Annotated in this window: 19 protein-coding genes; 16 read left to right on the forward strand and 3 right to left on the reverse strand. The window is 29.4% G+C overall.

Annotation, left to right across the window (positions count from 1 at the left end; all coding sequences use genetic code 11):
- Positions 1-526: 526 nt before the first annotated feature.
- Positions 527-2,431 carry an NAD(+) synthase gene (locus I2A75_RS05055; RefSeq protein ID WP_195263393.1) on the reverse strand — a complete coding sequence of 635 codons (1,905 nt, stop codon included), beginning with the start codon at positions 2,429-2,431 and terminating at the stop codon, positions 527-529.
- Positions 2,432-2,958: 527 nt separating this feature from the next.
- Between I2A75_RS05055 and I2A75_RS05060 the strand changes: the two genes are divergently transcribed.
- From I2A75_RS05060 to I2A75_RS05085, 6 genes are all read left to right on the forward strand, one after another.
- Positions 2,959-3,390 (forward strand): NfeD family protein, encoded by a 432-nt coding sequence (locus tag I2A75_RS05060; protein ID WP_195263394.1) that lies wholly within the window; start codon positions 2,959-2,961, stop codon positions 3,388-3,390.
- Positions 3,391-4,344 (forward strand): SPFH domain-containing protein, encoded by a 954-nt coding sequence (locus I2A75_RS05065; RefSeq protein WP_195263395.1) that lies wholly within the window; start codon positions 3,391-3,393, stop codon positions 4,342-4,344.
- A gap of 141 nt (positions 4,345-4,485) precedes the next feature.
- A complete protein-coding gene (locus I2A75_RS05070) occupies positions 4,486-4,707 on the forward strand; it encodes a hypothetical protein (RefSeq protein ID WP_195263396.1) in 222 nt (73 codons plus the stop codon).
- Between the two features lie 71 nt (positions 4,708-4,778).
- On the forward strand, positions 4,779-5,711 hold the full coding sequence (locus tag I2A75_RS05075; RefSeq protein WP_195263397.1) for an amidase domain-containing protein: 933 nt from the start codon (positions 4,779-4,781) through the stop codon (positions 5,709-5,711).
- 322 nt (positions 5,712-6,033) lie between these two features.
- Entirely contained in the window at positions 6,034-6,189 is a 156-nt protein-coding gene (locus I2A75_RS05080; RefSeq protein WP_195263398.1) for a zinc-ribbon domain-containing protein, read from the forward strand.
- Positions 6,190-6,487: 298 nt separating this feature from the next.
- Positions 6,488-6,643, forward strand: coding sequence for a zinc-ribbon domain-containing protein (locus I2A75_RS05085; RefSeq protein ID WP_195263399.1), 156 nt, complete (start codon positions 6,488-6,490; stop codon positions 6,641-6,643).
- A gap of 43 nt (positions 6,644-6,686) precedes the next feature.
- On the opposite strand, the gene I2A75_RS05090 is transcribed toward I2A75_RS05085, so the two are convergent.
- Together I2A75_RS05090 and I2A75_RS05095 are read right to left on the reverse strand one after the other, a co-directional pair.
- Complete coding sequence (locus I2A75_RS05090) at positions 6,687-6,881, reverse strand: hypothetical protein (protein ID WP_008677525.1); 195 nt, start codon at positions 6,879-6,881, stop codon at positions 6,687-6,689.
- Between the two features lie 15 nt (positions 6,882-6,896).
- Positions 6,897-7,085, reverse strand: coding sequence for a hypothetical protein (locus I2A75_RS05095; RefSeq protein ID WP_195263400.1), 189 nt, complete (start codon positions 7,083-7,085; stop codon positions 6,897-6,899).
- Between the two features lie 317 nt (positions 7,086-7,402).
- Here I2A75_RS05095 and I2A75_RS05100 point away from each other — a divergent pair, with 317 nt between their 5' ends.
- The 10 genes from I2A75_RS05100 (at position 7,403) to I2A75_RS05145 (ending at position 21,317) form a co-directional block, all read left to right on the forward strand.
- Complete coding sequence (locus I2A75_RS05100) at positions 7,403-11,146, forward strand: phosphoribosylformylglycinamidine synthase (protein WP_195263401.1); 3,744 nt, start codon at positions 7,403-7,405, stop codon at positions 11,144-11,146.
- Positions 11,147-11,250: 104 nt separating this feature from the next.
- Positions 11,251-11,730 carry a 5-(carboxyamino)imidazole ribonucleotide mutase gene (gene purE, locus I2A75_RS05105; RefSeq protein ID WP_195263402.1) on the forward strand — a complete coding sequence of 160 codons (480 nt, stop codon included), beginning with the start codon at positions 11,251-11,253 and terminating at the stop codon, positions 11,728-11,730.
- A complete protein-coding gene (gene purC, locus I2A75_RS05110; protein ID WP_195263403.1) occupies positions 11,730-12,434 on the forward strand; it encodes a phosphoribosylaminoimidazolesuccinocarboxamide synthase in 705 nt (234 codons plus the stop codon). Before purE ends, purC begins: the two co-directional genes overlap by 1 nt.
- Before the next feature lie 171 nt (positions 12,435-12,605).
- The gene (purF, locus tag I2A75_RS05115; RefSeq protein WP_195263404.1) at positions 12,606-14,012 is read left to right on the forward strand and encodes an amidophosphoribosyltransferase; all 1,407 of its coding nucleotides are present in this window, start codon (positions 12,606-12,608) and stop codon (positions 14,010-14,012) included.
- Positions 14,013-14,034: 22 nt separating this feature from the next.
- The gene (purM, locus tag I2A75_RS05120; protein WP_195263405.1) at positions 14,035-15,036 is read left to right on the forward strand and encodes a phosphoribosylformylglycinamidine cyclo-ligase; all 1,002 of its coding nucleotides are present in this window, start codon (positions 14,035-14,037) and stop codon (positions 15,034-15,036) included.
- The gene (purN, locus tag I2A75_RS05125) at positions 15,024-15,677 is read left to right on the forward strand and encodes a phosphoribosylglycinamide formyltransferase (protein ID WP_195263406.1); all 654 of its coding nucleotides are present in this window, start codon (positions 15,024-15,026) and stop codon (positions 15,675-15,677) included. The genes purM and purN overlap by 13 nt, the downstream gene beginning before the upstream one ends.
- 13 nt (positions 15,678-15,690) lie before the next feature.
- Positions 15,691-17,193: a bifunctional phosphoribosylaminoimidazolecarboxamide formyltransferase/IMP cyclohydrolase gene (gene purH / locus I2A75_RS05130; protein WP_195263407.1), complete on the forward strand. Its 1,503-nt coding sequence runs from the start codon at positions 15,691-15,693 to the stop codon at positions 17,191-17,193.
- A gap of 294 nt (positions 17,194-17,487) precedes the next feature.
- Entirely contained in the window at positions 17,488-18,735 is a 1,248-nt protein-coding gene (purD, locus tag I2A75_RS05135) for a phosphoribosylamine--glycine ligase (protein WP_195263408.1), read from the forward strand.
- A gap of 224 nt (positions 18,736-18,959) precedes the next feature.
- A complete protein-coding gene (locus I2A75_RS05140; RefSeq protein ID WP_195263409.1) occupies positions 18,960-19,109 on the forward strand; it encodes a hypothetical protein in 150 nt (49 codons plus the stop codon).
- Positions 19,110-19,394: 285 nt separating this feature from the next.
- Positions 19,395-21,317, forward strand: coding sequence for an oligopeptide transporter, OPT family (locus I2A75_RS05145; RefSeq protein ID WP_195263410.1), 1,923 nt, complete (start codon positions 19,395-19,397; stop codon positions 21,315-21,317).
- The last annotated feature ends 276 nt before the right edge of the window (positions 21,318-21,593 follow it).

Raw genomic sequence — 21,593 nt, forward strand, 5'->3', positions numbered from 1 at the left:
AATCACATTATGTGGAGGTCTGCATTATTACAAGGTATTAGAGTTTTATAATTGATTGTTTTAAATTTTCGTTAAGAATTTCCATTGTTTGAGCGAATGCGAGTTATGGAAATTTAGAAAATTTAAATAAGATAATGTGATAAAAGTTAGATGAAGTGCAACTAGTTTTATATAAAAAGAAAGATATTGTATGGAAAGTAGTATTATCATGAACTGTTGGAGTTTTATAATTCTATGTTTCAAAATACCGTTAAGAATTACTGTTCTAAAACTAAGCATTAATTTATATAATTTACTGACTAATTAACTCAATTTATGTTTATAAAAAATCACATTATGTGGAGGTCTGCATTATTACAAGGTATTAGAGTTTTATAATTGATTGTTTTAAATTTTCGTTAAGAATTTCCATTGTTTGAGCGAATGCGAGTTATGGAAATTTAGAAAATTTAAATAAGATCAATTATAAAAACTCTTACCGAAGTAATATTAGCAGTGCCGGAGCATAATGTGATTCTTTTATAATTTACTTAAATGAGTTAAAGGAAGCATCAGAAGGCATTCTCCAATCACCACGTGGACTCAATGATATGCTTCCAACTTTAGGTCCATCAGGTAAAGCACTTCTCTTAAATTGTTGTGTAAAGAATCTATAAATAAATTTATCAAGCCATTTAGCAATTTCTTCTTTGCTATAATCATCTTTAAATGCTTGTTCTGCAAGAAGCTTTATTCTTTCTTTTGAAGAACCATGTTTAATAAAGTGATATAGGAAGAAGTCATGCAGTTCATAAGGTCCAACTATATCCTCAGTTTTTTGAGTAATTTCACCCTTATCACTCTTAGGTAAAAGTTCAGGACTAACTGGAGTATCTAATATATCTAAAAGTGTATCTGAAACTTCAGTAGTTGATTCCTTTTCTGCTACATATCTAACTAAATATCTAACAAGAGTTTTTGGAATTGATGGATTAACAGAATACATACTCATATGATCTCCGTTATAAGTACACCATCCAAGAGCTAATTCAGAAAGATCTCCTGTTCCAATTAATAATCCACCTTCTTTATTGGCTAAATCCATAAGAATTTGAGTTCTTTCTCTAGCTTGAACATTTTCATAAGTAACATCATGAATATTTTTATCATGACCAATATCTTCAAAGTGTTGAAGAGCAGCTTTTACTATATTAATTTCTCTTAAATCACAACCTAATTCCTTACATAATGTTAAAGCATTATTATAAGTTCTATCAGTAGTTCCAAAACCAGGCATTGTAATAGTAACAATATTTTTATTATCTAAACCTAGAAGTTCAAAGGTTTTAACCACTACAAGTAAAGCTAAAGTGGAATCAAGTCCTCCTGAAATACCTATAACTGCTTTTTTCAAATTAGTATGTTCCATTCTCTTAGCTAAGGCAGCAGCTTGAATATTAAATATTTCCTTACATCTTTCTTCACGTAATTTAATATTAGCTGGAACGAAAGGATGCTTATCTATAAATCTATCGAAGTTATTTATTTCAGTATTATTATAAGTGAAGTTTATTATTTCAGCTTCAAATGGTACTATTCTTGAAGCATCTCTAAAGCTTATATTTTTAAGCCTTTCACTGTTTAATCTAAATACATCTATACATGAATAGATAACTTCATTATCTCTTTGGAATCTTTCATTTTCTTTAAGAATAGTACCATTTTCGGCAATTAACATATGTCCACTAAATAAAAGATCTGTTGTGGATTCATGAACTCCAGCAGATGAATAAATATAAGCAGACATACATCTAGCACTTTGGTTAGATATAAGAGCTTCTCTATAATCTTTTTTGCTTACAAGTTCATTAGATGCTGAAAGATTTCCTATTATATTTGCACCAAGAAGTGAAAGATATGAACTTGGAGGAATTGTAACCCAAAGGTCTTCACAAATTTCAAATCCAAAACTATATCTTCCTGAAGTGAAAATTAAATTAGTTCCAAATGGAACATCCTTTTGAAAAGCAAAATCTACCTTTTCATCTATTACTCCAAGACCTTCACTAAACCAACGTTTTTCGTAAAATTCACTGTAATTTGGAATATATGATTTTGGAACTATTCCAAGAAGTTTTCCGTTGAAAATTATGTAAGCACAATTAAACAATACATTTTTAAAGCTTAAAGGAGCTCCTATAGCAATCAGCATATCTAGGCCAGTGCTCTTTTTAATTAGTTTTTCTATTGCCAAGTTAGCTTTTTCTAATAAGCTGTATTGCATAAATAAATCACCACAAGTATATGAAGTAATAGCTAATTCAGGAAAAACTATTGATTTAGCCCCATTTTTATATGCTTCATCTAAACAAATAAATATATTTTCTAAATTATAGTCTATATCTGCTACACGAGTGATAGGACATGCAGCTGCAACTTTTATAAAATCCATAAAATCTCTCCAATCCATATTAAATTAAACAATACTTAGTATATAAGTATTGTAACTCTTTTTTATATTTAAAATTCACAGTGATAAAAAAACTCCTAGCAATTTATAAGTGAAAAGTTAAGAGTGAAAAGTTAAGGAGGTTTTAATTTGCAAAACTAAAAACATCCTTGTAAAGTAATTTCTGTTTAAAAATGTCTTAATGATTTTCTTTAGTTAAATAGCAAATATAATTTTAAAAATTTATTTAATAAGAATATTAATAATTAAATATACTATTTGTATTAAATATATAAGTATTAATTAAATGATATATTTAAATAATAAAAGGAAAACTATAGAAAATCAATGATAATAAAAGAAAGATGTCTTTAAACGAAACAAAAGGTTATAAAATACCTTATAAAAAGATAAAAGAGATATTGTAATAAAGTAATGCATATATTATAATGAATTCATAAGTTAATCGAATTCAAATTTTTACTAAAAAATGATATAATATTCTTAAATGAAAAAAGGAGGGGGAAATAATGGGAGCGGTAATTTTTTGGATTATAGTTGCAGCTGTAGTAATTGCTATAGATATAGCAACAAGTAATTTTTTATTTGCTTGGTTTGCTGTAGGAGCATTTGTTGCAATGATAGCTGATTTACTAGGAGTAACATTTGGGGTTCAAGTAGTACTTTTCTTAGTAGTAAATCTAATAACTGTTTCAGTAGGTTATCCATGGGCAAAACGTAAATTTAAAGAAGGTGTTAAACGTACACCTTTAATGGAAGAAACTTATATAGGAAGAGTTATGAAAGCAGAAGAAGATATAATAGATAGGGCTAAAATTAAAGTTGACGGAATATACTGGACTGTACAAAACTCAGGAGAAGTGATAAGAAAAGACGAAAGTTTTAAAATCACAGGTATTGAGGGTATTAAATTAATAATTAAAAAAGAGGAGGAAATTTAGATGAATGGTTTAGTAGGGTTAATAATTACAGGAGTAGTAATACTTTTTGTATTAATAGTAATCTTATCATCAATTAAAATCGTAAACACAGGATACTTATACGTTGTAGAAAGGTTTGGTCAATATCATAAAACTTTAGAACCAGGATGGCACTTCTTAATTCCTTTTGCTGACTTTGTTAGAAAAAAAGTTTCAACAAAGCAACAAATTTTAGATGTACCACCACAATCAGTTATTACTAAAGATAATGTTAAAATATCTGTAGATAATGTTATATTTTATAAGCTATTAAATGCTAAAGATGCTGTATATAATATTGAAGACTATAGATCAGGTATCGTATATTCAGCAACAACTAATATGAGAAATATCTTAGGTAACATGAGTTTAGATGAAATTTTATCAGGAAGAGATAAAATAAATCAAGATCTTTTAAGTATTATAGATGAAGTTACAGATGCATATGGTATAAAGATACTTTCTGTTGAAATTAAAAATATAATACCTCCAACAGAAATTCAAGAAGCTATGGAAAAGCAAATGAAAGCAGAAAGAAATAAGAGAGCTATGATTCTTGAAGCAGAAGGTCAAAGACAATCTCAAATTGAAAAGGCTGAAGGTGAAAAGAGATCTAAGATACTTGCAGCAGAAGCTGAAAAGGAAGCAAATATCAGAAGAGCTGAAGGTTTAAAAGAATCTCAATTGCTTGAAGCAGAAGGTAAAGCTAAAGCTATAGAAGAAATAGCTACAGCAGAAGCTGAAGCTATAAGAAAGGTGAACCAAGCAATTATAGAGTCAGGTACTAACGAAACAGTTATTGCTTTAAAACAAGTTGAGGCTCTTAAAGAAATGGCTAACAACCCAGCTAATAAGCTTATATTACCAAATGAAACTTTATCTTCACTTGGAAGCATTGCAGCTATAGGCGAAATGCTTAAAGGAAGCAAAGAATAAAGTGAAATAATGAAAGAATAAAAAAGCGAAAGAGTTAAGGTGTGAAAAATCCATTAAGGATTTTTGAACAGAAAATGATTCGTGTAAGTTTAAATTAAGCTTTGCGAAGCAAGACATCCTTAACTTTTTTGCTTTTTTTGTATGATTCAATATGGTGGAATTGCAATTATAGCAGATATTTTTACTTCTCTCATAGGTTATATTTTTACTGTAATTATAATAGGAAGTAGAGTTTCTAAAAGAGTGATTGATAAAGAATTTAAATTTATACCAAGAGATTTAAATAAGGATACAAAGATGATGAGAATATCTGTTGCAACGTCTGTTTTATTATGTGCATTTTTGATGATTTTTATTAAGTAATTAATATGTATTGAAATTGCTTTTATTTCAAAAGATATAATATAGTTTAAAATAATCTGGAGAGATAAAATATGAAAAGTTTAATCAAAAGAAAAGTAAATTTATTTTTATTATTATTTTTAATGTTAGTATTATTTATAGCAAGTATAGATATGCAATCTATATCAGCAGAAGTTAAAAATGATAATTATAATAGAGAATTAGCTCGAGAATATGCAATAAAATGGGCAACATCATCTAATAGTAAATATTATAATTACGTAAATGATGGTGGAGATTGTACTAATTTTGTATCTCAAGTTTTAAGGGCTGGAGGAATGGAGTTTGTTGGGGATAAATCAACTGCAACAAGTATAAAATCTTGGTTTTACTATTCTCCTAACTTACCTAATAGGAGTTCAACGTGGACAGCTGCACAGCCTTTTCATTTACATTTTGGAGAAGAATATAAAAGAGCTCATTCATACAAGGAATATAAAATAATAGAAGCATTAGTAAATTGGGATGAAATTTATTTGAATTTATTGCCAGGAGATATAGTTCAGTATTCTAGACCTAATAATATTACGTTTCATTCACAAGCTATTACTGACTTAATAGATAAAAATAAAACTATATACTTTTGTCAACATTCTAATTCGATGGAGAACTTTAAAAAGAATGGAAATCTCAGATATTATTTAATGGGGAAACCGAATGATTATAATTTTTATATATATCAAATAAAGGATGATAATCAAAGAACATCTATTGAAGTAATAGCGAACAATAAAGATAATAAAAGTAATGAGGATTATAGAAAAGAATTAATTGAAGCTATAGATATAATTAAATTGAGTTTAGATGATACCAGAGTTGATAATGAAGAACTTAATAGTAAAGAAACAAATGACTTTATTAAAAAAATGGAAAATAGAATAAAAGAAGTTGAATTTCATATGAATTCTAGAGGTAAAACTCCAAAAGAACTATTAGAAATATTATGTGATAGAGAAGGTTTATAGTAAAAATGTTCATGAATCAAAATAAAATCACATAATATATAAATAAAATTATTATAAAACTAAGAATATAAACATATAAATATGATAAGAATAAAAATGACCCCACGGGGTTACGTAGGTTTCTTTGCCGGTAGTTAAAGCTACCGGTATTTTTTTGAAAAATAAATTAAAAAATAGTAGCTTTTTTAATTTAAGTATGTTATTATGAATAAGTAGTCGATAAGACTAACAATATTTTGTTTAAAGATTTTGAAAGATAATGATATTCTCCGTTATAGAGATTAGTAATTACTTGAATAGTCTTTAGAATGGAGGATTTAAAATGGAAGATAAGAAATTAGTATGTAAAGATTGTGGTTCAGAATTCGTATTCACAGTAGGAGAACAAGAATTCTACAAAGAAAAAGGATTCGATAACGAACCAGTAAGATGTATGGATTGCAGAAGAGCAAGAAAAGCTCAAAACAACAGAAGATAGTTGTAATTAATAAAAGCTATAGGTTTTCCTATAGCTTTTATTTTTGTAAAAAATTAAAAATAAAATGTAAAAGAAATGAATATAATATGTTGACAAATGCTATTATATACTAACAGAAAGTGTGTTAAATTATGATTAATATAATAAAAACTACTAGCAAAAAAAAAAAATATATGATAAAATATAGTAGTAGGTCATGAGACTTCGAAATATTTGTTTAAAGATTGAATAGAAATTAGCTTTCTCCATTGTAGAGATTTGTTGATATTATATTGGTCTTTAGAATGGAGGATTTAAAATGGAAGATAAGAAAATAATTTGTAAAGACTGCGGTAAGGAATTCGTATTCACAGTAGGAGAACAAGAATTCTACAAAGAAAAAGGATTCGACAACGAACCAGTAAGATGCGTTGATTGCAGAAGAGCAAGAAAAGCTCAAAACAACAGAAGATAGTTAACTGAAGACTGTAGGTTTTTCCTACAGTCTTTTTATTTTATTAATCTTTAAATCCATAAGTTGAAGTTCTTGTTGCATGTAATGCTTCATTAACATTTGCTAAAGTATCTTGAATAAGTTGCTTATTATCATCTTGCTCTACAGATTTAATAGCATCATGTAATAATTGTTGAGCGTGAGTAACATCAGAAAGAGCACATTTTAATTCATCTTTTGCATTTGCCTTATGTCCCATATTAAATACCTCCTTCTAATCTTTATAATTTTTCAAAGCAGTTTGTGCGGAATCTACAGCGCTACCTATAGCTTCAAGTGCAGTATGAATTTCATTTCTATTATGATTTTCTTCTGCATGTAAATAAGCAGTGTTTAGATGATTTTGACATGAACAAAGCTCATCTAAAGCTATTGTTAAATTTTCTTTTGCGTTATGTTTCATATTAACACCACCTTCAATTATCTCCATATTAGTTTGTGTAAAAATGATATTTAAATAACAAATTTAAAAAAATAATTAATACATAAGTTCACATAAAATGGATATAAAATAAACTTTAAATGAAGTCGAATTATTATTAAATATATTTGCAATATAATTCGTTAATATACGAATTATATTGCAAATATATTTAATAAAGTTGACAATTATATAACAGAGTGGTAATCTTTAGATATAAATAACGAAATATATATTTATATTATAAAAAAACATTCGTATGTTTAATTTTGGAAAATACTAGCTTGGAGGTATGAAGGTTGAAGGTGAGTTGTATATTTGTAGAGAAAAAAAGATGCTTCGATGTTGAAGGAAAAAGTATGCTTGAAGATTATAAAAATAACTTAGGAATTAATTCTTTAGAAGAAGTTAGACTTGTAAATAAATATACTTTAGGGGAAATGAAAGAAGAAGATTATAAAAAAGCTCTTTATACAATATTTTCAGAACGAACTGTAGATAATGTTTACGAAAATAATTTTGAAGTAAAAGATAATGAAGTAGCTTTTGGAGTTGAATATCTACCGGGGCAATATGATCAAAGAGCAGATTCGGCTGCGGAGTGTTATCAATTATTGACTTCAGGAGAAAAAGTAGAAGTTAAATGGACAAAAATAATAATACTAAAAGGTACTTTAACAAAAGATGAAGTAGAAAAAATCAAAAATTATTATATAAATCCAGTTGATTCAAGAGAGGTAGATATAGATAACTTAGAGTTATCATCAAAACTTCCAGAGCCAAGAAATGTGGAGATATTAAATGGATTTATTGATAAAAATGATAAAGAAATAGAGAGTTTTCATAGTAGTATGAATCTTGCTATGAGCCTAGATGATATAAAACTTATTAGAGATTATTTTAAAAAAGAAAATAGAGATCCAAGTATTACAGAGATAAAAGTTATAGATACATACTGGTCAGATCACTGCAGACATACAACTTTTTCAACAGCAATAGAAAATGTTGTTATTGAAGAAGGACTTTATACAAAACCAATAATTAAATCTTATGAAGCATATTTAAAGTCAAGAAATTTTGTTTATGGTGAAACTGATAGAGATGAAACATTAATGGATATTGCAGTTATAACAATGAAGGAAATGAGAAAGAAAGGTCTATTAGAAGATTTAGATGTATCTGATGAAATAAATGCTTGTTCAATAAATGTGAATATAGAAACTAATAATGGAATAGAAGAATATCTAGTAATGTTTAAAAATGAAACACATAACCATCCAACTGAAATAGAACCTTTTGGAGGAGCAGCTACATGTCTTGGTGGGGCAATTAGAGATCCATTATCAGGAAGAACTTATGTATATCAAGCAATGAGAGTTACAGGAGCCTCAGATCCAACAGTTAATATAGAAGAAACATTAAAAGGAAAACTTCCTCAAAGAACTATAACTTTAGGAGCAGCCCATGGATACAGTTCATATGGAAATCAAATAGGTCTTGCTACAGGACAAGTTGCAGAAATATATCATCCTAATTATGTTGCTAAAAGAATGGAAATTGGAGCTGTTATAGCAGCAGCACCTAAGAAGAATGTGGTTAGAGAAGAGCCTAAAGCAGGAGATGTTGTAATTCTTTTAGGTGGAAGAACTGGAAGAGATGGATTAGGTGGAGCAACGGGATCATCTAAAGAACATACAGAAGATTCAATTAATGAGTGTGGAGCAGAAGTTCAAAAAGGAAATCCTCCTACTGAAAGAAAGATTCAAAGACTATTTAGAAACTCTAAAGTTTCAAGGATGATAAAAAGGTGTAATGATTTTGGAGCTGGTGGAGTTTCAGTTGCAATTGGGGAATTAACAAGAGGGTTAGATATAGATTTAGATAAAGTGCCTAAAAAGTATGAAGGTTTAGATGGAACGGAAATTGCTATTTCAGAATCACAGGAAAGAATGGCAGTTGTAGTTAATAAAGAAGATGAGAAAAAATTTATAAATTTATGTGAAGAAGAAAATTTAGAGGCTGTTAAGGTAGCTGAAGTAACTGATAAAGAAAGACTTAGATTGTTCTGGAGAGGAAAAAATATTGTAGATTTAAAAAGAGAATTCTTAGATACAAATGGGGCAAGACAAACAATAGAAGTACAAGTAAAATCTCCAAAGAAATATCCATTTAATATAAAAGACGTGGATATAAAAGAAGAGTGGATTAATACACTAAGAAGATTAAATGTATCAATGCAAAAGGGATTAGTTGAAAGATTCGATGCAACTATAGGTGCAGGAACTGTGCTTATGCCTTTTGGTGGAAAATATCAAACAACACCAGCAGAAGGTATGGCAGCTAAGATACCAGTTTTAAATGGAGAAAGTAAAGATGCAACATTAATGACATATGGATTTAATCCAGATATGGGAATGTGGAGTCCTTATCATATGGCATATTATTCAGTAATAGAAGCAGTAACAAAACTTTCAGCTATGGGTGGAGATTATAAGAAAGCAAGACTTACATTGCAAGAGTATTTTGAGAGATTAGGAAAAGATAAGAACAAATGGGGAAAACCTTTTTCAGCATTACTTGGAGCATATCAAGCACAAATGGATTTAGGAATACCAGCAATTGGTGGTAAGGATTCTATGTCAGGTACATTTGGGGATTTAGATGTACCTCCATCATTAGTAGCCTTTGCAGTTGATGTTGCTAAAGCTAAAGATATTATATCACCAGAATTTAAAAATAGTAATTCTAAAATAGTGCTTTTAATAGCTGAAAAAAATGAAGATATGACATTGAAAGTAGAAGGATATAAGAAGAATTTAGAAAAGTTACATGAGCTTATTTTAGATAAAAAAGTTATTTCTGCTTCATCATTAAAATTTGGCGGAGTAGCAGAAGCTTTAACTAAAATGAGTTTAGGAAATAGGATTGGGGTAGAATTTGAAGGGATAAATAAAGAGGAACTATTTGAACTTAATTATGGAAGCTTAGTTTTAGAAGTTAATAATGATGTTGAAATAGAAAAAGAATTTAATGGTTGCGCTTATAAAGTAATAGGTAATACAACAGAAAATAGGGCTATAGTTTCAAAGGAATATGACATTAATTTTGATATAGAAGTTTTAGAAAAGATACTAGAAGAAAAGTTATCAGATGTATTTAAGGTAAAAACAGAAAATAAAAAAGAAAAAATTGAAACAATACTATATGAATCTAAGGAAATAAATACTCCTTTAATAAAGATTGCAAAACCAAAAGTATTTATTCCAGTTTTCCCAGGAATAAACTGTGAATATGATTGTGCAAGAGCTTTTCAGAATGAAGGTGCAGAAGTCTCAGAGTTTGTTTTAAATAATATGAACAAGGATTTATTAAACCAATCGATTTTAGAAATGGAAAAGAGAATAAGAGAAAGCCAAATAATTATGTTACCAGGTGGATTTTCAGCTGGAGATGAACCAGATGGATCAGGCAAGTTCATAGCAACGGTATTTAGAAATGAAAGAATCAAAGATGCTGTAATGGATCTATTAAAAAATAGAGATGGATTAATGCTTGGTATATGTAATGGCTTCCAAGCACTGATAAAACTAGGATTAGTACCTTATGGTGAAATTGTAGATATAAAAGAAGATATGGCAACTTTAACTTACAATGAAATCAATAGACATATGAGCTCAATAGTTAGAACCCAGATAGTATCTAATAAGTCACCATGGTTTAACGAAGTGAATCTAGGAGATATACATTCGATTGCAATTTCTCATGGAGAAGGAAGATTTGTTGCTCCACAAGAGTTAATAGAAAAGTTAAGAAAAAATGGACAAATAGCAACTCAATATGTTGACTTAAATGGTGAAATATCTAGCGATATGCCTTTTAATCCAAATGGTTCAATGCTAGGTATAGAAGGAATCACAAGTCCAGATGGAAGAGTACTTGGTAAAATGGGACATTCAGAAAGAATAGGAGAAAACCTATATAAAAATGTTCCAGGAAACTTTGATCAAAAGATATTTAAAGCAGGAGTGAAGTATTTTCTTTAATTCAAAAAGATAATAAATTGTGAATATAAAGGCTACGATAACTAGATATGTTCTATATTTTTAATTCTTAATTTTTAATTCTTAATTTGAAGGGGTGTTTTTATATGAAGGTAGCAATATTTTTTGGAAGTAAATCTGATACTGATGTTATGAAGGGAGCAGCTAATTGCTTAAGAGAATTTGGAGTAGAGTTTAAAGCTTATGTATTATCAGCTCATAGGGTTCCTGAAAAGTTAACGGAAACTTTAAAGGAAGCTGAAGAAAATGGGTGTGAAGTTGTTATTGCAGGAGCTGGGCTTGCAGCTCATCTGCCTGGTGTTATAGCTTCTCAAACTACTATGCCTGTAATAGGAGTTCCAATAAAAGGAGCAGTGGAGGGGTTAGATGCTTTATTTTCAATAGTTCAAATGCCAAAATCAATTCCAGTTGCAACAGTTGGAATTAATAACAGTTATAATGCAGGAATGCTTGCTGTACAAATGCTTGCAATAAAAGATAGTTCGTTAAGAGAAAAATTAAATGAATTTAGATTAGATATGAAAAGTAAGTTTATAGAAGAAAATGGAGAAGGGGTAGATTTATAATGGAAAAATTAGAAATGATGTATGAAGGAAAAGCAAAGAAAATATATGCTTCAGAAAAGGCAGACGAAGTTATTGTGTACTATAAAGACGATGCAACAGCATTTAATGGAGAAAAGAAAGGGCAAATTGAAGATAAGGGAGCCTTAAATAATGCAATTACTTCCATGATTTTTGAAATGCTAAATGAAAATGGAATAAAGACACACTTTATAGAAAAATTAAATGAAAGAGAGCAACTTTGTAAAAAAGTTGAAATAGTACCTTTAGAAGTAATAGTTAGAAATGTAGCAGCTGGATCAATGGCTAAAAGATTAGGATTAGAAGAAGGATTTGAACTTAAAACTACAGTATTTGAATTATCATATAAAGACGATTCACTAGGAGATCCATTAATAAATGATTATCATGCAGTAGGGATAGGAGCTACTACATTTGAGGAACTAAACAAGATTTATGAAATGACTGCAAAAATTAATAACTTACTAAAAGAATTCTTCATAAAGCAAAATATAAGATTAATAGATTTTAAATTAGAATTTGGAAGATACAATGGAGAAGTTATATTAGCAGATGAAATTTCACCAGATACATGCAGATTCTGGGATGCAACAACAGGAGAAAAACTAGATAAGGATAGATTCAGAAGAGACCTTGGAAATGTAAAAGATGCTTATATAGAAATATTAAACAGAATACAAAAATAATTAATAATGATAATGGACAATGGAAAATGCGCAATTAAGGTAATAACTCAGTCAAGCTGAGTTATTAAAGTTAAAATTATAAGCAATTCAGCTAAGCTAAATTGCATCAATAATTATCCATAATTATCCATTGTCCATTATAAATTGTCAATTAATATTGGGGGTGTTTTTTTGAACTCAAATTTAATTTTGGATCCGAGTAATGATAAATTTAAGGATGAATGTGGTGTTTTTGGTGTTTATGTAAATAAGCCTATGGATGTTGCATCTATGACTTATTATGGGTTGTATGCACTTCAGCATAGAGGGCAAGAAAGTGCAGGAATAGCTGTGGCAAATGGTGAAAGTGTTGATATTCATAAAGGAATGGGGCTTATTACAGAAGCTTTTTCTAAAGATGATTTGAATAGACTTAAAGGGTTTGCAGCAATAGGGCATGTTAGATATTCTACATGCGGAGATACTAGAATTGAAAATGCACAGCCATTACTTAGCCAAACTAAGCTTGGTTCAATAGCAATGGCTCATAATGGTACTTTAGTAAATGCTGATGTAATTAGAGAACTTTTAGAAGATGGGGGACATGTCTTTCATACATCAATAGATTCAGAAGTTATAGCAAATCTTATAGCAAGAGGAGCTAAAAAAGGTCTTGAAAAGGCGATATTTGATTCTATACAAGCAATAAGGGGATCTTTCGCAATGGTAATTTTGACAAATGATAAGCTTATAGGAGTTAGAGATCCACATGGAATTAGACCATTATGTCTTGGAAAGACAGAAGAAGGTTATGTACTATCATCAGAAAGTTGTGCTTTAGATGCAATAGGAGCAGAACTAGTTAGAGATGTAGATCCAGGTGAGATAATTATTATAGATGATAATGGAATTAAATCCTATAAGTATTCAGAAAATACACAATGTCAGACATGTGCTTTTGAGTATATTTATTTTGCAAGACCAGATTCAACAATTGATGGATTAGATGTACATGAATCAAGAGTGAGGGCAGGAGAACAATTATTTAGAGAATATAAAATAGATGCAGATGTGGTAGTTGCAGTTCCAGATTCAGGAATACCAGCAGCAATAGGATATTCAAAGGCTTCAGGAATACCTTATGATACTGGATTTGTAAAAAATAGATATGTGGGCAGAACCTTTATAACACCTTCTCAAGAAATTAGAGAAAGAGCTGTAGCAGTAAAATTAAATCCACTTAAAGCAAATATAAGTGGAAAGAGAGTTGTACTAATTGATGATTCAATAGTTAGAGGAACAACATCAAAGCACTTAGTTGATTCTTTAAGAAGGGCAGGAGCAGAAGAAGTACATTTTTTAGTAGCTTCACCAATAGTTAAATTTCCTTGCTACTTTGGAATAGATACTCCATATAGAAGTGAGCTTATAGGAGCTAAAAAATCAATTGAAGAAATAAGAGAAGCAATAGGATGCGATAGCTTAGGATATTTAAGTATGGAAGGTATGTATAGTTGCTTTAAAGAAAACTGTGGATATTGTGTTGGTTGCTTTAATGGAATATATCCAGTAGCAACACCTATAGAAGGAGCAAAATAAAAGCTGAAAGGTAGTGTGTTAAATGATAACTTATAAAGAAGCTGGAGTTAATATAGAAGAAGGATATAGATCAGTAAAGCTTATAAAAGAATATGCAAGTAGAACAATGAGTGATTATGTACTAAATGGACTTGGAAGCTTTGCTGGAATGGTTGAGCTTCCAGAAGGATACAAGAAACCAGTTTTAGTTTCTGGGACAGATGGAGTTGGAACCAAACTTGATGTAGCTTTTAAAACTAGAAAATACGATACAGTTGGAATAGATTGTGTTGCAATGTGTGTTAATGATATTTTATGCCATGGAGCAAAGCCACTATTTTTCTTAGACTATATAGCTTGCGGAAAGTTAGAAGCTGAAGTTGCAGCAGATTTAGTAAAAGGTGTATCAGAAGGATGTCTTCAAGGAGACTGTGCCTTAGTTGGTGGAGAAACTGCTGAAATGCCAGGGTTTTATAGAGATGGTGAATACGATATGGCAGGTTTTGCTGTAGGAATTGTAGATAAAGATAAAATAATAAATGGTAAGAATATTAAAGAAGGAGACAAGCTTATAGGTATTGCATCTTCAGGTTTACATTCTAATGGCTATTCACTAGTAAGAAAATTATTTGAAGATTTAAATGAAGACTTAGGTGGAAAAGAAGCTTGGAAAACTTTAATAACTCCAACAAAAATTTATGTTAAACCAATTTTAGAATTACTTGAAAGCTTTGAAATAAAAGGAATGGCACATATTACAGGTGGTGGATTTATAGAAAATATTCCAAGAATGTTTAATGGAGAAAATTTTACAGCAGTAATAAAAAAAGATAGCTATCCATTGCCGCTAATATTTGAAAAGATAATAGAAAAAGGTGTAGATAAGGAGCATATGTACAATACTTTCAATATGGGGATTGGGTTTGTACTATGTGTTAATGAAGCAGATGCAAAGCCTGTTATAAAAGCGTTAATTGAAATGGGAGAAAAAGCTTATGATATAGGTTATATAACATCTGGAGGTGAAGGTGTTTGTTTAAAATAGCAGTACTTGCATCAGGTGGAGGAACAAACCTTCAATCAATAATAGATTCAATAGAAGATGGAAAATTAAATTGTAAGATAGAAATGGTTATAGGAAGTAAAGAGGGAATATTTGCTTTAGAGCGAGCGGAGAAAAAAGGAATAAAGACTCATGTAGTATCTAAAAAAGAATATAAAGATACTGCATGTGATAAGATATTAGAATTAACTAAGGGGAAAGTTGATTTAATAGTTCTTGCAGGATATCTTTCAATATTACAAGGAAATATCCTAAAAGAATTTAAAGATAAAATAATAAATATACATCCATCATTGATACCAAGCTTTTGTGGGCCAAGAATGTATGGATTAAAAGTTCATGAAGCAGTTATAAATTCTGGAGTAAGATATTCAGGATGCACAGTTCACTTTGTAAATGAAGAGGTAGATGGTGGAGCAATACTACTTCAAGAAGTGGTGCCAGTTTATTTTGAAGATACAAAAGAATCATTACAAAAAAGAGTATTAGAAAAAGAACATGAAATATTGCCAAAAGCAATTGACTTGATTAGTAGAGATAAAGTTGAAATTATAAATGGAAAAACGAGAATAAATACAATTGATAATTGTACATTATCAATTATCAATTGTCCATTAATTTAAGGGGGTTTTTAAGTTGATAAAAAGAGCTTTAGTTAGTGTTTTTGATAAAGATGGTATTTTAGAATTCTCTAATTTTTTAGAAAGCAAGGGTGTTGAAATAATATCTACAGGTGGTACTTATAAACATCTTAAGGATAATGGAGTTAATGTTATTGAAGTTAATGAAGTTACTAACTTTCCTGAGATGTTAGATGGAAGGGTTAAAACTCTTCATCCTATTATTCATGCAGGAATACTTGCTATAAGAAATAATGATGAACATATGGAAACTATTAGAGAAAGAAATATTAATCCTATAGATATGGTTATAGTTAATTTATATCCATTTTTCCAAAAGGTTAGGGAAAATTTAAGCTTTGATGAAAAGATTGAGTTTATAGATATTGGCGGACCTACAATGCTTAGAGCAGCAGCTAAGAATTTTAAAGATGTAGTAGTGATTTCAGATAAGGAAGACTACAAAGCTGTTATGGAAGAAATATCTGAAAATGGAGATGTCTCATTAAAGTTAAGAAAAAAGCTTGCAGGAAAAGTATTTAATTTAATGAGTGCTTATGATGCAGCAATATCTAACTTCTTATTAGAAGATGAAGAATATCCAGAGTACCTTTCAATATCATATAAGAAAAAACAAAGCCTAAGATATGGAGAAAATCCACATCAAAGTGCAGCTTACTATGGTTCAACAGAATTTGATGGAGCTATGAATAGTTTTGAAATACTTAATGGTAAAGAGTTATCTTACAACAATATTAAAGATTTAGATATAGCTTGGAAGGTTGCATCTGAATTTGATGAAGTAGCTTGCTGTGGACTTAAACATAACACCCCTTGTGGAGTAGCTATTGGAGAAACTTCATTTGAAGTTTACAAAAAAGCACATGATGCAGATGAAACATCAATATTTGGTGGAATAGTTGCAATAAACAGAAAAATAGATAAGGCTACAGCTGAAGAAATGGTTAAAATATTTTTAGAAGTAGTAGCTGCACCAGATTTTGATGAAGATGCTTTAGAAGTACTAAGAACTAAAAAGAACTTAAGAGTAATTAAATGTAATAATACTCCAAAGGATAAAAAATATATGGTTACAGTTGATGGTGGCATATTATTACAAGAAGAAGATAAAAATTTAATTGATGATTTAAAAGTAGTAACAGAAAAATCACCAACAGAAGAAGAAATGAAAGATTTATTATTTGGTATGAAGGTAGTTAAATACGTAAAATCTAATGCAATTGTTGCTATAAAAGATGGAGTAGCAGTCGGAATTGGTGGAGGACAAGTTAATAGAATCTGGGCAACAGAAGAAGCACTCCAAAGAGGGAAAGGTGCAACGGTTTTAGCTTCAGATGCCTTCTTCCCATTTAGAGATGTAGTAGATGAATGTGCTAAAAATGGTATTAAAGCAATAATACAACCTGGAGGATCAATAAGAGATCAAGAATCTATTGATGCTTGTAATGAACATGGAATTTCTATGGTATTTACGGGTATTAGACACTTTAAGCATTAATATTAACTAGAGGAACAGAGAGAATCTTATTTCAGGATATTAAGTAATTTCACAGAGTATTTCGACTGTTGGTAAAAGAAAAATAACTAAATTTCTGTAACTCCCTACGGTCAAACAACAGAAATTCTTAACGCAATTTTTATTTTAACAACAGGAAATACTAACTGTTCATTACGATATATCCCTCCATAAGATTTTCTCTGTTTCTTAGATGTTAAATTAATGTTTAGGCGTTTTTAATGTAAATGTTATAGAAATGGAATAAAATAAAGAGTATTTGTTGGAGGTTAGTATATGAAGATTTTATTAATTGGATCTGGTGGTAGGGAGCATGCTTTGGCTTGGAAGCTTGCTAAGAGTAAGAAGGTAGAAAGAATATTTGTTGCTCCTGGTAATGGGGGAACTGCTAGGGAAAATAAGTGTGAAAATATAAATATAACTGATATAGATGAACTTTTGAAATTTGCTTTAGATAATTCTATTGATTTAACTGTTGTTGGACCTGAAGATCCTTTAACTAATGGGATCGTTGATAAGTTTAAAATGAATGGACTTAAGATTTTTGGACCTAGTGGAAAAGCTGCAATGCTTGAAGGTAGTAAGAGTTTTTCTAAGGATTTCATGAAAAAGTATGGAGTTAAAACTGCAGAGTATGAAGTATTTCATGATGTTAATAAAGCTTTAGATTATTTAGAAACTTGTCCATATCCTACGGTAGTTAAGGCTGATGGATTAGCTGCTGGAAAAGGTGTTGCTATTTGTGAAAATAAAGAAGAGGCCATAGATGCAGTAAAATCTTTTATGGTTGATGACATATTTAATGGAGCAGGGCAAAAAATAGTTATAGAAGAGTTTTTAGAAGGTGTAGAGGCATCTATTCTTTCAATTACAGATGGAAAAACTATTATACCATTTATATCTGCAAAGGATCATAAACAAATTTTTGATGGTGGTAAGGGGCCAAATACTGGAGGGATGGGAGTTGTAGCACCTAATCCATATGTAACAGAAGAGGTTTTAAAGGATTTTGAAGAAAATATAATGAATAGGACTTTAGTTGGAATAAGAGAAGAAGGATTTGATTATAAAGGTATAATATTCTTTGGTCTTATGATAACTAAAAAAGGATCATATCTTTTAGAATATAATGTGAGAATGGGAGATCCAGAAACACAATCAGTACTTAATTTAATGGAAGGCGATTTACTAGAACTTATAGAAGCTTCATTAATAGAGAATTTGAAAAATACAGAAGTTAAATGGGAAAAAGGAGCATGTGTAAATGTAGTTTTAGCATCAAAGGGATATCCGGGAAGTTTTCCTAAGGGATATGAAATTACTATAGATGATGAAATTAAAGATAAAGTTTTTCTAGCAGGTGCAAAACTTGAAAATGGAATTTTAAAAACTAATGGGGGAAGAGTTCTTTCAGTGGTTGGATTTGGAGAAACAATAGAAAAAGCAAGAGAAGATGCTTATAATACTATAGAAAAAGTAGAATTTAGAGATAAATATTTTAGAAATGATATAGGATTAATTTAAAGATTAGAAAACTATTTTAAATATAAAATAATAAAGATAGAGAGAAAGGATACCGAAATGGTGTCCTTTTAGGTTAGTTAGATATATAAAACTAATAAATAAGAAATCGGTATATTATAAATTTACTTTTAAAATGTAATAATTAATATAATTTTCCCCAATAATATAAAGGTAAATAAAAATAAATTGAGCTATAAATGCTTAATAAAACCTTGGAGGAAAAAATGAACAGAGAAACTAAAAATCAAGTTTATGCAAAAGCAAAGGAAATGATAATAGCAGGAGAGTCTTGGGATAAAATAATGGAAGAAACAAGATTAAGACAAAAGGATTTAAGAAGGATACAAATTAATGAAATAGATCCTAAGTTCTAAAAAATTTAAACATTATTAAAAAATATATATGGCCTAGAAGAAGTGGATTATTGTAATCTGCTTCTATTTTTTATAAAAATAATATTACTATATATACTTTTAATAAATAAGCTGTAATATTATTCTAAGATTTTTATATTATGCAAAAAAAATGCTTTCCTTTTTCATATATTTTTGGCATAATATAAAGGTATTTATAAAAAAAATATGTCTAATTATGTTAAACTGAAAAATGGATATACTAACTATATAATAATAAATACAATAAAAAGAAGGAGAGTACGTATGAAGAAAAAATTGTCTAAAGAAGCTTATGGTGGCGTACATGGTAAAGATTATGTACCATACATAACAGATAAGTCGAAGAGTGGAACAAACCTATCTGTTATAATAATAGGAATAGTATTGTCTGCTGTATTTGCAGCATCAACTGCTTATTCTGGAATGAAGTCAGGATTAACTGTTGCGGCAGGAATACCAGGGGCTATAATAGGTTCAATGCTTATAGGAGCTTTTGCTCGTAATAAAGGTATTCTTGGAAAAAATATAACACAAGGTATGGCAAGTGGTGGAGAGTCTGTAGCTAGTGGTATGATTTATGTATTACCTTCAATTATCTTAATAGGAAGTAATATTACATTCTTAGAAGGATTAATTGTAGGTGTAGGTGGAGTTCTATTTGGAATGGGATGTCTATCTTTAGTTTATAAATATCTAATAGTAGAAGAGCATGGAAAACTTATGTATCCAGAATCTATGGCTATATCTGAAACACTTATTGCTTCAGAAGGTGATGGGGATGCTATAAAGTTCATGGGAATTGGATTTGTAATAAGTGGTATTATAAATGTATTAACAGGATCATTTTTAAACATTATAAACAACAGTATAACTTATGTAGGAAGTAAATTTTATAAATGGAAGTTTTCTACTGAAGTAAATCCACTTTTACTAGGTATAGGCTTTATAGTTGGATTAGAAGTATCACTAACTATGTTTGCAGGTTCAATATTAGCTAATTTTGGTGTTTCACCATTAATAGGATATTTTACTGATATGGCAGCAAATAATATGCATTCTTGGAATGATGCTTCATTATTACTTAACCAAATGGATGTAAATGCGATATCAGGAAGTTACGTTAAGTACATAGGTGCTGGAATGATGCTTTGTGGAGGTTTAATAGGAGCTATTAAACTTATACCAACTATAGTTGTTTCAATTAAAGAAACATTAAAAGCAAAATCAGGCAAAGATAGTGACTCAGAAAGTAATTCAAGTGAAATAATAATACTTTTAGCAGGTAGCATTATTGCATTTATAGCTGCATTTATGATATCTCAAAGTATTAAGATGGCTATAATAGCTGTTATTGTTTCTTTATTATTATCTTTACTTTTTGTAATAGTTTCTGGACGTTTAACAGGTACAATAGGAACATCAAACCTTCCTGTATCAGGTATGACAATTGCTTCATTAGTTATATTAACATTAGTTTTTGTTATAATGGGATGGAGTAGCCAAGCGGATAATAAATCATTGCTTTTATTTGCAGCATTTATGGTTGTTGCAATATCTGTAGCTGGAGGATACAGTCAATCTCAAAAAGTATCTTACATAATAGGTGGAAGTAAAAAAGAAATGCAAAATAGCTTTTTAATTTCAAGTATAGTAGGTGTTGTTGTTGTTACAGGAACAATAAAGATACTATCAGAACAATTAGCAGTTACTGGTGCAGATGCACAATTTGCATTACCACAAGCTAATTTAATGGCTACATTAACATCAGGTATTATGTCAGGTGATTTACCTTGGCCTATGATACTTGTAGGTATTGTTATGGCATTATTCTTATTCTTACTAAATCTACCAATAATGACAATAGCAATTGGATTCTACTTACCTATATCAACAACTTCAATAATATTAGTTGGAGCATTAATTCGTGTGTTTGTTGAAAAGATGAGTAAGAACGAAAAAGAAAAAGAAGCTAAAGTTGCAAATGGAATAAGCTTATCTTCAGGGCTTGTTGCAGGAGGTTCAATAATAGGACTAGTAGGAATAATCTTACAAGTAACAGGTTTAATAACTCCTAAAACTCCAGTTGGATTTGCTTCTGGTAATATGATGGCTATAATATTATTAGTTATTTTAGTTATAGCTACTACAGTACCAATTATGAAATCAAAGGTTAGTAAAACAGAATAATAACTATTAGAAATTATATTTAAATTTTTAATAGTTTAGATTAAGAAATATAAATTAATATAAAAGAGGCTATATAATTAACGGATATAAAACCATTAATTATGATAGCCTTTTTTTATTTTATATAAAATGAAATGAAAGATATAATAAAAGAATATATTTAATATAGATTGCAGTGGTATAATAAGAAATGATTAATATTTTCTTTTAAGTATTTAAACCTTAATGAAGATAAGGTTGAGTTATAGTTAAATTAAGTATAAAAAAGTTATAACA

Source organism: Clostridium sp. 1001275B_160808_H3 (genome assembly GCF_015550425.1).
Lineage (GTDB): Bacteria > Bacillota > Clostridia > Clostridiales > Clostridiaceae > Clostridium.